The following is a 12,565-nucleotide window of genomic DNA, read 5'->3' as shown; positions in this document are numbered from 1 at the left end:
GGCATGGACTGGTATCCGTTGTGGAACAGCCTGCGCATCGCCCTTATCAGCTGCGCGGCAGTGTTCTTTCTCGGCATTTTTGCCGCCTACTATATCGCAAAACTGCCGCGCACCGTCAAGAGCGTGCTGGACGTGGTGCTCACCCTGCCCATGGTGCTGCCGCCCACGGTGGTGGGCTACTTTCTGCTGCTGCTCTTTGGCGCAAAGCGGCCGGTGGGCATCTTCTTCATGGAGCAGTTCGGGGTCAAGCTGGTCATGAACTGGTACAGCGCCATCTTTGCCTCCATCGTGGTGGCCTTCCCGCTGATGTACCGCACCGCCCGCGGTGCCTTTGAAAGCTTTGACGAGACGCTGGCATGGTCGGCCCAGACGCTGGGCCAGTCCAACAGTTGGATCTTCTGGCGGGTGCGGATGCCGTACTGCCGTCAGGGCATTCTGGCCGGAACTGTGCTGGCCTTTGCCCGGGCGCTGGGCGAGTACGGTGCCACCAGCATGATCGCAGGCTACACCCCCGGCAAGACCGCCACCATCGCTACCACGGTCTATCAGCTGTGGCGCACCAACGATGAGGCGGGTGCCATGCGCTGGGTGCTGGTGGATATCGCTATCTCTGCGGTGGTGCTGCTGGCGGTGAACCTGCTGGAGAAAAAACAGAAAGCGGGTGGCCGGAAATGAGTCTGGAAGTGAACATTACCAAAAAGCTGGATGGCTTCACCCTTCGGGCCGAATTTACCGCAGGCAGTACGGCCACCGCTCTGCTGGGGGCCTCCGGCTGCGGCAAAAGCATGACATTGCGCTGCATCGCGGGCATCGTAAAGCCGGATGCGGGCCGCATCGTGCTGGATGGCCGGGTGCTGTTTGACAGCGAACAGCACATCGACCTGCCGCCGCAGCAGCGGGGCGTGGGCCTTCTGTTCCAGAACTATGCGCTGTTCCCCAACATGACCGTGGAGCAGAACATCCTCTGCGGGCTGAAAGCGGAAAAAGACAAGGCCGTCCGCAGGGAACGCTGCGCGGAAATGCTGCGTGCCATGCGGCTGGAAGCACTGGCGAAGCGCTGCCCGGCCCAGCTTTCCGGCGGGCAGCAGCAGCGCACGGCACTGGCCCGCATTCTGGTGGGCAGGCCCCGCATCCTGATGCTGGACGAGCCCTTCAGCGCGCTGGACAGCTACCTGCGGGAAGAGGTGGAGAGCGAAGTGGGCAGCCTGCTGGCGGGATTTGACGGAACGGCTCTGCTGGTGACCCACAACCGGGACGAGGCCTACCGCCTGTGCCGGGAGATGGCAGTGATGGACGGCGGGCGGGTGCTGCGCACCGGAACCACCAAAGAGGTGTTTGCCGACCCGCAGAGCATTACCGCCGCACGGCTGACCGGCTGCAAAAATATTCTGCCCTGCACCCGCGTGGATGCGCACACGGTGCGGCTGACCGGCTGGGACGCCCCGCTGCGCCTTGCAGCCGAGGTGCCGGAACACTGCACCGCCGTGGGAATCCGCGCCCACGACCTTGCGCCCTGCGCACCGGGAGCGCAGAACGCGCTGCCGGTAAAGGCGGTTTCCAGCAGTGAAAATCCGTTTGACTGGAATCTGATCTTCCTGGCACCTGACGGCACGACCCGCCTGTGGTGGAAGGTGAGCAAGGCAACGCTGGGGGCTGTTGCACCCGCCGCGCCGCAGTGCTTTGCCGCTGCGCCGGAAGGCATCATGCCGCTGGTATGAAACCTGCCCCTGCATGAATCAACAAAAAATAAGGCGAGATTTTGTGTAACTTTACAAAACATGAAAAATGTGATGGCAAAGTTGTTGCAACTTTCAGATTGAAAGAAATAACAGAAAACGCTATACTTTAAGCATCAAAGGCAAAGACGCTTCGTGAGAGATCGCAAAGCGTCTTTTTTTGTTACCCTGCAAGGCAAGGCGGCCTTGAGGGAGAGATGAAACAGGAAAAGGGGAATGCAACGTGATACGTTGAGGTTTTTTGGTGGGCGCGGGTGGATGTCGCGAGCCGCGCAAAATAAAAAGGAACCCGGGTCGCGGCTCCCAGCGGCTGCGTCGTGCCTTGGGCGGCACGCGCATCCTGCTGGCCGCAGCCCCAACAGCTCCTCCCTGCTTCTGCCGCTGGCAGCGGTCGTCGCTGTTGCACAGGGGCTTTTTTGCCCGCCGGACTATTCGGCGGGCCTTACGAGTTGCGCTTGCCGCTTTTTCTGCAGCCCCTTGGCAGGGCTTTGAAAAAGCGGAGCGCTGCCCCAGCCTCGCCTCCCTGTTTCCGCCGCAGGCGGCGGTCGGCTCCGCTGTTGTTCGAATCCACCCGCCCAGTGAGTCTGGCTTTGCAGCAAAACAAAAACCTCAGCGTACTTTCATACGTTGAGGTTTTTTGGTGGGCGCGGGTGGATTACGCGAGCCGCGCTGCTAAAAACAGCCCACTGGGCTGTTTTTGCGCCGTCTTCAGCGACGTCGCCGCAGCTGTTCGAATCCACCCTTGAGGGTGAAACTTAAGATACCGGATAAAACAAAAACCTCAGCGTACTTTCATACGTTGAGGTTTTTTGGTGGAGCGAAGCAACCCAAATCCGAACCATTGCCCCCTGGGGCATTCTTGGCGGCAATTTCATCGAAAGTGATGGTTTTTGTGCCGTCTTTGTAGTTGAATGTAATCAAAACTTTTTCATCATAGAGATAAACAGCGTTCACGAATGTATTGATAAGCGTCTCACGGTGGCTTTTCACGTTCGGGTCGAGCTTGCGGAACCGGGTCAGCCAGAACCGAACCTGATTTTCACTCAACCGAGGCCGAGCGATTTTTTCTTCGGCGATCCGAACCTCAAGTTCTTTCTGCTGGGCTTCCAGCTTTTCCAAACGTAATTTGGTGGAGTTGGTCAGCACACCTGCTTGAATGGCATTCAGCATATTCTCAATGCCGTTCTCTACCTCGCGCATCTGCTTTTCCAGCAAAGGGAGAGTGGTGTTTTCCTGATCCTGCAACTCCATCACTTCCGCAACGATGGCATCAATCACGGCATCGTCCTGAATCAGCTTCATGGTTTTAGCTATGACCAAATCTTCCAGCCACTCTTTACGGACGGTCTTTTTCTTGCAGGTCTTGAAACGCTTCGCGGTGGCGCACTTATAATAATGATGAACGACTTTGTTCCGACCCGTGCCGCACTCGCCGAACATCATGGCACCGCACATTCCGCAGAACAGCTTGGTGGTGAGCAAGTAATCGTCCTCGGCCTTGTGACGGGCAGGAGCGCGGCTGTTCTTCTTGATTTTTTGCTGCACTTCTTCAAACAAGTCCTTGTCCACGATGGCCGGGATGCTGTCGGGCATCACAATGTCCTTGAAGTGGTTTTCTCCGATGTACCGTTTGTTCGTCAACAGCTTCTGAACACTGTTGTAGGTAAACTTCTGATTGCGGTTGGTGGTCACGCCACTGTCGTTCAGCCAGTTCATCAGTTCTTTCATAGTTGCGCCATCGTTGTACCGCTGAAAGGCTTCTACCACAAAGGGAGCTTTCAGCGGGTCGACTTGAAAGAATTTCTCCTCGTCCACCTTGAAGCCAATGGGAATCGTGCCGCCGTTGTACTTTCCCTTCAGAACATTCTCGGTCATGCCGCGCACAACTTTTTCAGAAAGTTCTGCCGAGTAGTATTCAGCCATGCCGGTGAGCATACTCTTGACCATGATACCCGCAGGGCTGTCAGAGATAGGCTCCGTGGCAGATACCAGCTTGACATGATTTCGTTCCAACTGGTACTCATAGTGGGCCGAATCATAGCGGTTTCGGGCAAAACGGTCAAGCTTCCAGACCAGCACAATGTCAAACAACCGTTTCTCGCTGTCCTTGATCATCTGCTGGAAGTCCGGGCGGTTATCGGTTTTGGCGGAAAGGGCGCGGTCAATGTAGTGCTTGACCACGGTAATGCCGTTCTTTTCGGCGTAGGCCGTACACTCGCGAATCTGACCTTCGATGGATTCTTCACGCTGGTTATCGCTGGAATAGCGAGCATAGATCACAGCGGTCATGCAAACACCTCTTTCACTTCATTCTCCGTAGGCGGCGGACAAGGTCGGATGCACTATACAGCACACGAGCCACCGACACGGTATCCTCGCCCACAATGTAGAACACCGAGTAGTTGTCCACCAGCATCTGCCGCAGCCCTTGGGTGCGTTCCGGCTCGCTTTCCACCAGCGCACAGCGTTCCGGCAGGATGTTCAGCGATTGGATGGCTTCAGCAATGCGGTTATACTGCCCCATGGCCGTATCAGGCTCCAACAGACGGTCAGCAATGTAGCTGTAAATCTGCTCCATATCGCTGAGGGCTGCATAGGAAATTTTCACGTCATACTGCTTCATCTGTGCTGTTCCCTGAACTGTGCGAATGCGCTTGCGGCATCCACGGTGTCACCGTTCTGTATTTCCTTGATGCCCACCTGCAAGGCTGCATGGAGCTGGTCATCGGTCATGGTGTCAGCGTTCAGAGCCGCAGGAGCTTTCGGCAAAGACAGCGAGAAGGGGATGCCGCCCGTCAGAGTGATCTGGCGCAGGTACATATCAATAGCTGTTGCCATCGGGATGCCAAGCTGCTTCAACACATCCTCGGCTTGCTGCTTGACGGTAGGGTTGACACGAAGATTGAGCGTCATCGTTTTTTCCATGGTTATCACCTCAGTCTCATTGTAACGTATTTTGCGTTGCAAGTCAATTCGAGGTGAACGCGCAAATGAAATTCTCCATATCGCACAATATATTCATCGTTAAATTGTTCAAAGCGCGGGATATTCATCCTCTATAATAAATTCTTGGAGTGTGCCTAGCTTTTGCTGAGTAGTATGTTTGAATATTATCTCTCTTGGCTGCGACCATGGCAGACTGGAAGATTGACCTTTTTTCATAGAAATGTGATTGGCTGTTACAGAATGGCTCTTCAAAAAGCATTACAGAAAATCCGGAAACTTTTTTGAACCATAATAACTCAAAAAAGTTTCCGGATTTCTGTTTTTGTACGATTGCTATCGTATTTTCATTTTGCAATAGTTTTCATAATTGACCATTGTCCATTACAGAGAATATAGGTCTCTTCCTATAATTGGCTGACATTTTATAGCACACACATTTATTTCTGCATGGAATACCCACTGCTTCCATAAAATATTTACTCGAATAATTTTCCGCAAAATGGACAACGATCTTTCACTGTTAGTACAATTGAAAAGTGCTTCCCACAAAAAGGACAACGACGTGTTATAAAATCAAAAATATAGTCTATCAAAAGTACAACAACAGCTGCTATACGAAACTCAAATGCCCATAGTGCGCATACGACTATTGCTATGAAGATGAATACAGCTTTGCATAATGTGAGTTTTGTTTGGAATTTCATTTTTTATCCTTCTTTCAAGCATTTTCCTTATAAGACGGAACTCTGCATTGGAATCACCACTTTTTTGATAAAATTAGGAGCCATCACTTTCCGACAGCCATTCGTCTAGGATTCTTGATGCTATTTCAGCATATTCTTCATCTGTAGAAATAGATTTCAAATATTTGTAAAGAGTATCTTTTTCTTCTGCCGCCCCAATATAAGGAAGTTCTGCTCCAATTCCAGTTATGACAAGCGCTTCAAAATCCGTATCAGCCATCAGTTTGTTATGATTCAGTATACAAAGCGTATCTTCTGGAAATTCAACAAGCCGCTTAGACAATACCGAAAAACAATCTTCGGTATATCCGCCATCTGAAATTTTAAGTTCTTCTAATATTTGACTCGTTTCCATATCCTCAAGTTCTGATAAAAAATCTTGTGGATTTGATACCGATATGGAAACAGAGGATTCGGTGGAGGATGACGGTAACGAATTTGTTGCGCAGGCGGATAAACTGGCCAGCATGATTGTGAGGATTAGAATTTGAAACCTTTTCATCTCGCTCCTCCAGCATCATATCTTAGGTATCTCTCTCGATAATTTCAAGCACTCCCGTTTTTTGACTTTGATTATTGAGAACGTTCTGAATCGCTAATTGATCACTATTGGTGACGCGAACGCATCCATATGTAGGCCTTAGCGGATATTGAAGTGATGGTTTCACTTTGTCCATGCGTCAAATTGTGACTGATTTCAATGATTTTTTGGTGATGACTAAGATGTTTTATTTAGCTCATTTCGTCCGATGCGGTAAATCTTCTTGTCTTGTTCTCCTACTTCAACAATAAGTTCATTTTTATTGTGATGAACTATTACTGGAATATAGCTATCGGAATTTTCCACCATCAAACATGTGACTCCATTCGTCCATTCACTGTTCAATTCCTTTGATAGCATGGAAATGATTTCTTCTTTCGTCATTTTGATTAATAACCTCCATTTTGTACACTCCCACAGGAGCTTTTGCTTAGTCAACGTTGCTCACACTGCGTTTGTGACAGCTTTTTTGAAAAATTTTCGAGATTTTATCAACTTTGTATATTTGTACAAAAAATGCCGACACATTTGTAAACAATCACAAGTGTGTCGGCAAGGTCTTGACAAATCAGGAAATGCTTTCCGCAATTCTTAGAAGCTCATCATGCGATATCTTTCCAATAATCGTATGCGAAATGCCATCTTTCTCCCAGAATTCTCTGCAAATAGCGGGCTGTTTATGCTTCTAGAGAATCCATCTAGTGAATGCCGACACCCTCCATGATCTTTTCTATCCAATTTGTGGAAGAATCATTTTTCTCACTAAATGACCCCAAATAATGTGACGAACTCTCAACCTCTATTATTACACCATCCGGCATTCTGTATTTTTCTAAACTGAGATTCAAACCTTTAAGTGGGATTGTTCTAGCCAGTTGAGGGATAGAAACTGTATGGAGAATATCAATTTTTGATAAACCTCTATACGTTTCTGTCTTTTCGGCTTCACTTAGCAACCGTTCTGCATACTGATTTGAAATAACCTGTATGCGAAATTGTTCTTTTTCATCCTCGGTCATCTCAAGTGGAACGCCGTGCAATGTGTCCACAATATAGGACGAAATTTTAGCGAAGTGCTCGTCAAAATCAGTGGTATCTTCGTTGGTCATATTTCTGTTCTACCCTCATTATAAGCTTTCCGGTCTGCTTAAAGTTACAGCTTTCAGCGTAAAGCTTCCGTAGTTTTTAATGCTAAACGATAGTTATCGAACTTTTCCACAGCTTTTGCAAAATCGTCGAGAAAAAGTTCTGTATCTTTTTCATTCGTACCACTTTACCCCATTATTAGAATTGAAAATTAGTAGCCCTTTGATATAAATAAGTAAACGATGAATCCACCCCACAAAACAACTTCAGCAATTATCAAACACTTCAAGTGTTGCTGCAATTTTTCGGGGTCAATTTCGCCTTTTTTCAGAAAATCATAAATTGAATTTCGCAATTTATCTATGTCTTCCTGCTTGATTTCCAGTTTCAAATAAAAATTTTTCCCGAAAAGGAGCTGGTGCATCCCATAATATATTGAAAGCAATATTAAAAATGAAGTAATACTTACAAGCGCTGGCTGGGTCCAGCTTATTGTCATACCTTCTACCGATGTAAGATTTCTATAAAAAACAATATCACTTAAACCAGCTACAAACAACAGAAAATTCCAAACCAAAAATGTATATAAAGTTTTCTTCATTTTCTATACCTTCTTTCACTACTGCCCACATTGCTGGAAATATCAAACGCCTACTTTATTTTTATGCCCTCATTTTTTACAAATCATCAAACCTTCCCGCCTTGCTTTTTTGTTTAGATAACGAAATTTAAGCCTGATTTATTTCGTTTGTCCACAAAATTTTTCAAAATCGTATAGATGCACATAAACTTCCTGAAAATTTGTAGCACAATCGCAATCTTCTTTTAAATAAACACGCTATAAGGATAAACTTTTTGTTTTACCTCGATTGAAAGCCATCTTTAGCTTTCTGGTTTGAGAACTGTACTTCGGGCCGGATTCTTTGGGTCTACTAGAATTTTTATTGGTGCCCCTTTCGGAATACATGGATTGAACCAAAACCACTGCGACTTTCCATTATAGGTTTCACCTTTAACTTTATACTGATAATGTACCACATATGGATAGATTACATCTTCATCGGCAAGGTGGTAGGTACTCATATGAAATTTTATATGTACTCGTTTTGTTGCTGTAACCTTTCCGATGATTCTTGTTCCATTTTTCAAAAGTTCTGCCTTTTTTTAGTCGGAAATAATCGCCAATCCGATAATTATACCTGCTACAATCCATGCTAATATCGCAGCCACCCAAATACCAGACTTACACGCTCCAACCGATATAATTGCTGCCACGAACATTCCGACATATGCCATTGTATGAATAAGATCTTTTGAAAAAAACATTTTATCTCGTGTAATTTTCATAAAACGGCATCCTCCTCAAATCCTACAGTCGGTAATCAGCGGCTCCGTGAAATCAACGTTCCTTAGATACTTAGATTTAATCCTATTTTGTTTCATCCGTCTACAAAATTTCTCAAAATCGTATAGTTGCACATAAATTCCCATAAAGCTTGTAGCACAATCACGATTTTTTCTTTTCATTCAGATAAACCACCACGGCAGTTCCAGCCAAAGGTTATCCATGGCCTGTTCCTCCGTCTTTTTTGCGCGGCCTTTTGTCAGGTGAAAGTATATCGCCGTGCCGATCAGCGGATGTTCCTCGCCATCGGTGAAGCCATAGCGGTACAGCAGATAGGTCTGCTCCCGTTGGGTCAGCCGTTTCAGGCCATCGTACAGTTCCCGGCGCGATTCCTGCTCTTCCATAATACTCTGCGGCTGCATGGCGTAGGGGTCGGCTATGGCTTCAATGCGCCGCAGTTGTTCCTCTCCCGGCAGAACATCGTCCAGCGAAACGCGCTGGTAGCAGACGCCGTCCTTGTCCTCCGTTACCATCCGCTGCTCAAAAGCGGCAAAGGCATCCCGTACCATGTCCATCATGGCGTTGCGGATGGCAGGAGCCGCATAGGTCAGGAACTTCATGCCGCGCGCTGCATCGAACTTCGGCACAGCTTTCCATAAGCCCAGATTGCCTGCCTGTTTCAAATCGTCCGTGTCAAGGTTCAGGCCGGACTGTGCCAGATTCATGCTGCGAAAAAGGTCATTCGCCACCTTGCCAATAAAGGACTTGTTGTTGTCGATCAGGCTGTCCAGCGCGGCAGCATCGCCTTTCTGTGCCAGCGCACAAAGCCGTTCATTCGTCTGCTTCATGGGCGTTTTCCTGCTCTGCGGCAGACTGCAAGATTCCCAGCAGACCGTTCCGCAGCTGTTCCAGTGCTTCTGGCGTGGCTCCTTCCATGCCCGAAACACTGTCCAACATTGCATCTGTCAACTGCTCTGCCGTAATCGTTGGGTGCTGCACATCCTGCCCTTTGGTCAATTCAGTGAACATCTTCTCTGCCACTTTCTTGCTCATGGCTTCCTGTTCGGCGTAATGGCTCCCGATCCCCTTTTTGATTTCCTTGATTGCCGCCATGAAGTACATTTCAATATCATCAAGGTCGCCCTGGTACACCGGCTTTCTCCGAAGGCTGATGTCCTTTGCGGCTTTGGCTGCTTCCGGGGTCTTGACCTTTGTGCGCAGCAAGGTGCTCAATGTCGTGAGCATGGCATTCTGTGCCGCGATGCCAGACGCAAAAGTATCATCAAAATACTGCGCTATGCGGTAAGTAAGCTCTGCAAAGCGGGCGTTTTCCAGCAGCAGATTGACCACCTCTGTATTGACACGCCCTGTGTAGAGGTTCTTTGCAGCTTCTACGGACAAGCCTAACTCGGCAACGTCGTAGTTCTTGCGGTCAGGGATGTTGGTTTCTCCCAGCAGGAAATCCGTGGACACTTTGAACAGCCTTGCAATTTTTAGCACCTGCTCATGGGTCAGGGTTCCTTTCGCACCACTAATAAAACGGCTGATGGTGCTCTTGGAGCAGCCGATCTCCTTGGCGAGTTCTGGTTGGCTGATGTTGTGCTCTTTCATCAAGTCCGCAAGACGGATGTTGGACGGTGCGGGCAGGTATTCCTGTGCCATGTGGTCGGCCCTCCTTTTTGAGCTTTTTCCTCATTATAATACGCTCTGCCGTTTTGTTCAATATACGGTTACCCCTCCGCCCTTGCTGTTGCAGCCCTGCAACCAGTGAGGGCTTTTTTCTTTTTCCGTTGCAGTTTTGCCGCTTTTTTGCTCTTTCTGCAAAATTCCCCGTATATTCAGGCAGAAAGCAAAAAACACCAGAGTTCCCACGCTAGGGACTCTGGTGCAACGCACGAAACAAAGGAGGAATGCCCTTGAGCCTGTATCAAAAGATCAAGTCCGCCATCACCGTTCGGCAGGTGGGAGAAATGTACGGCATGAAGCCCGACCGCCATGGCATGGTGTGCTGTCCGTTCCATTCTGACAGCGACCCCAGCATGAAGCTGAACGACACCTATTATTACTGCTTCGCTTGCCGAGCCAACGGCGATGCCATCGACCTCACCGCCAAACTGTTCGACCTGAACCCACGGCAAGCCACCGAGAAGCTGATACAAGACTTCGGGCTTGACCCGGATAAGCCTCCCGCCAATGCCATCGCCCTGCCGCCGCCCAAGCGTGGCCTGACAGACGAGCAGTGGGCAGACATCGCCTACTGCCTGCGGGTGCTGACCGACTATCTCGACCTGCTGCACGACTGGCAGGAGCGCTACAAGCCCGCCGCCCCGGAGGAGCCGCATGACCCACGGTTTGAAGAAGCCCTCCACACGACCGAGACCATCGAACACCTGACGGACTGCGTTGCATTTGGAACGCCCCAGCAGAAGGCCGATGCCGCCGCACAGCTGCTGTCCGGGTCGTACCTGCTGATGCTGGAGGAGCGCACCGACCGCCTTGCTCTGGCAAAGTGCGCCTAATAATTTATTCACCCAAAGTGGTGGGTCTCACCGTGAGACCCACCACTTCACTTTTCTAAAGGAGAGCCACCCTATGAAGAAAAACATTTCCCGCAACCCCTTATGGCCGGACTGGTACAACGGCAAGAAGATCGATGAAGTCCAGTTTGGCCGTGCCTTTCTGGAGCAGTGGCCGCTGAAATGCGTCAACGAAACACTGTACACGCTGGACGGACCGGTGGAGGACGAAAGCGAGATCAAGCAGTGCATCTTGGAGAACATCGAGGAATATGTCACCTCCGGCCTGTCCAAAAAAGTCACCAACATTCTGGAGACCATCAAGCTGCTGGCTTTTTCCGACCCCTTTCCCATCGAACAGGACTGCATCCACCTCCAGAACGGCGTGTACCATCTGCCGGACGGCTCTTTTCAGGAGAGCCGCCTGTTCTGCCAGAACCGCCTGCCTGTGAGGTATGACCCCAAAGCCGCCACCCCTGACCGTTGGCTGACCTTCCTGCACGAGCTGCTGGACGATGCCGACATCCCCACCTTGCAGGAATATCTGGGCTACTGCCTGATCCCCAGCACCAAGGGGCAGAAGATGATGCTCATTGTCGGCAAGGGCGGCGAGGGCAAATCCCGCATCGGGCTGGTGCTCAAGCGGCTCATGGGAGATGCCGCCAGCAACGGCAGCGTCCAGAAAGTGGAGAACAACCGCTTTGCCCGTGCCGATCTGGAACGCCGCCTGCTGATGATCGACGATGATATGGATATGAACGCCCTGCCCAAGACGAATTATATTAAGACCATCGTGACCGCCGAAGCCAAGCTGGACTTGGAACGAAAAGGTGTCCAGAGCTACCAGCGGGACATTTACGCCCGGTTCCTCTGCTTCGGCAACGGTGCGCTGACCTCGCTGTACGACCATTCGGACGGTTTCTTTCGCCGCCAACTTATCCTGACCACTAAGGACAAGCCTGCCGACCGCACAGACGACCCTTTCCTTGTGGAGAAGATGTGCGCCGAGTTGGAAGGCATCCTGCTCTGGTGTCTGAAAGGGCTGCACCGGCTGGTGCAGAACGATTTCCGCTTCACGGTCAGCGAACGAGCCGCTGCCAACGTGGACACCATCAAGCGCAGCAGCAACAATGTCATCGACTTTATGGAATCCGAGGGTTATTTCCGCTTCAAGGCGGACTACTCCATCAGCTCCAAGGAGTTCTATGACATTTATAAGCAGTGGTGTGAGGACAACGCCTGCCACAGCGTATCGGCGATCCGTTTCAGCGCAGAGCTGCGCCAGAACGACCGCCGCTATAACCTTGAAGCCACCAACAACATCTATCTGCCCGGTGGCCGCAGGGTGCGGGGTTTTGTAGGCATCGAGCCGCTTGTCCACCCCTGCCCGTAAAAAGTGCATTTTTTACGGAAGAAGTTCGTACAACCTGTACGGTCTGTACTTGTACGCACCCGTACGGCAAATCGAGATAAATTAAGGCGTGTTATCGTTTATATTTCGGGTTTCCGTACACCGTACGAACCGTACAGGTTATTTGAACTCCGTACGCGATTTTTTCGGATGCGTACGGAGCAATCAAGTTCGCATTGTGCGAACTTGTCGGGGCGAGGCCCCTCCATCTTGCTGGCGCAAGACCGTTCGGTCACTTAAA

The 12,565-nt window shown here is 49.9% G+C and carries 16 protein-coding genes; 4 read left to right on the top strand and 12 right to left on the bottom strand.

The window, feature by feature from the left end; all coding sequences use genetic code 11:
- Positions 1-3 precede the first annotated feature (3 nt).
- Both modB and ACKXF9_RS00075 read left to right on the top strand, forming a co-directional pair.
- A complete protein-coding gene (modB, locus tag ACKXF9_RS00080; protein WP_418264924.1) occupies positions 4-675 on the top strand; it encodes a molybdate ABC transporter permease subunit in 672 nt (223 codons plus the stop codon).
- Entirely contained in the window at positions 672-1,718 is a 1,047-nt protein-coding gene (locus ACKXF9_RS00075; RefSeq protein WP_418264923.1) for a sulfate/molybdate ABC transporter ATP-binding protein, read from the top strand. The genes modB and ACKXF9_RS00075 overlap by 4 nt, the downstream gene beginning before the upstream one ends.
- Positions 1,719-2,528: 810 nt before the next feature.
- On the opposite strand, the gene ACKXF9_RS00070 is transcribed toward ACKXF9_RS00075, so the two are convergent.
- From ACKXF9_RS00070 to ACKXF9_RS00015, 12 genes are all read right to left on the bottom strand, one after another.
- On the bottom strand, positions 2,529-4,025 hold the full coding sequence (locus tag ACKXF9_RS00070) for a recombinase family protein (RefSeq protein WP_418264922.1): 1,497 nt from the start codon (positions 4,023-4,025) through the stop codon (positions 2,529-2,531).
- A gap of 13 nt (positions 4,026-4,038) precedes the next feature.
- On the bottom strand, positions 4,039-4,359 hold the full coding sequence (locus ACKXF9_RS00065) for a type II toxin-antitoxin system RelE/ParE family toxin (RefSeq protein WP_294649026.1): 321 nt from the start codon (positions 4,357-4,359) through the stop codon (positions 4,039-4,041).
- The gene (locus tag ACKXF9_RS00060; protein ID WP_035393314.1) at positions 4,356-4,661 is read right to left on the bottom strand and encodes a type II toxin-antitoxin system RelB/DinJ family antitoxin; all 306 of its coding nucleotides are present in this window, start codon (positions 4,659-4,661) and stop codon (positions 4,356-4,358) included. The genes ACKXF9_RS00065 and ACKXF9_RS00060 overlap by 4 nt, the downstream gene beginning before the upstream one ends.
- A 798-nt stretch (positions 4,662-5,459) precedes the next feature.
- Positions 5,460-5,894 (bottom strand): hypothetical protein, encoded by a 435-nt coding sequence (locus ACKXF9_RS00055; RefSeq protein ID WP_227621300.1) that lies wholly within the window; start codon positions 5,892-5,894, stop codon positions 5,460-5,462.
- Positions 5,895-6,143: 249 nt separating this feature from the next.
- A complete protein-coding gene (locus tag ACKXF9_RS00050; RefSeq protein ID WP_005946665.1) occupies positions 6,144-6,350 on the bottom strand; it encodes a hypothetical protein in 207 nt (68 codons plus the stop codon).
- 184 nt (positions 6,351-6,534) lie between these two features.
- Entirely contained in the window at positions 6,535-6,633 is a 99-nt protein-coding gene (locus ACKXF9_RS00045) for a DUF4367 domain-containing protein (RefSeq protein WP_278320721.1), read from the bottom strand.
- A gap of 31 nt (positions 6,634-6,664) precedes the next feature.
- A complete protein-coding gene (locus ACKXF9_RS00040; RefSeq protein WP_015564578.1) occupies positions 6,665-7,075 on the bottom strand; it encodes a hypothetical protein in 411 nt (136 codons plus the stop codon).
- A gap of 188 nt (positions 7,076-7,263) precedes the next feature.
- A complete protein-coding gene (locus ACKXF9_RS00035; protein WP_005923150.1) occupies positions 7,264-7,653 on the bottom strand; it encodes a hypothetical protein in 390 nt (129 codons plus the stop codon).
- A gap of 281 nt (positions 7,654-7,934) precedes the next feature.
- Positions 7,935-8,135 carry a DUF3592 domain-containing protein gene (locus ACKXF9_RS00030; protein ID WP_418264921.1) on the bottom strand — a complete coding sequence of 67 codons (201 nt, stop codon included), beginning with the start codon at positions 8,133-8,135 and terminating at the stop codon, positions 7,935-7,937.
- Between the two features lie 81 nt (positions 8,136-8,216).
- The gene (locus tag ACKXF9_RS00025; RefSeq protein ID WP_418264920.1) at positions 8,217-8,399 is read right to left on the bottom strand and encodes a hypothetical protein; all 183 of its coding nucleotides are present in this window, start codon (positions 8,397-8,399) and stop codon (positions 8,217-8,219) included.
- 180 nt (positions 8,400-8,579) lie between these two features.
- Positions 8,580-9,245, bottom strand: coding sequence for a sigma-70 family RNA polymerase sigma factor (locus ACKXF9_RS00020; RefSeq protein ID WP_418264919.1), 666 nt, complete (start codon positions 9,243-9,245; stop codon positions 8,580-8,582).
- The gene (locus tag ACKXF9_RS00015; protein WP_418264918.1) at positions 9,229-10,059 is read right to left on the bottom strand and encodes a helix-turn-helix domain-containing protein; all 831 of its coding nucleotides are present in this window, start codon (positions 10,057-10,059) and stop codon (positions 9,229-9,231) included. The genes ACKXF9_RS00020 and ACKXF9_RS00015 overlap by 17 nt, the downstream gene beginning before the upstream one ends.
- A 248-nt stretch (positions 10,060-10,307) precedes the next feature.
- On the opposite strand from ACKXF9_RS00015, the gene ACKXF9_RS00010 reads away from it, so the two are divergent.
- Both ACKXF9_RS00010 and ACKXF9_RS00005 read left to right on the top strand, forming a co-directional pair.
- Positions 10,308-10,916, top strand: a complete 609-nt coding sequence (locus tag ACKXF9_RS00010; RefSeq protein ID WP_418264917.1) for a CHC2 zinc finger domain-containing protein — start codon at positions 10,308-10,310, stop codon at positions 10,914-10,916.
- 73 nt (positions 10,917-10,989) lie between these two features.
- Positions 10,990-12,306 carry a DNA primase family protein gene (locus tag ACKXF9_RS00005; RefSeq protein ID WP_418264916.1) on the top strand — a complete coding sequence of 439 codons (1,317 nt, stop codon included), beginning with the start codon at positions 10,990-10,992 and terminating at the stop codon, positions 12,304-12,306.
- Positions 12,307-12,565: the final 259 nt, after the last annotated feature.

This window comes from Faecalibacterium sp. 9 (assembly GCF_048320955.1).
Lineage (GTDB): Bacteria > Bacillota > Clostridia > Oscillospirales > Ruminococcaceae > Faecalibacterium > Faecalibacterium wellingii.
Note: the sequence above shows the minus strand (reverse complement) of the source record. Positions and strands in the feature narration are given on the sequence as shown.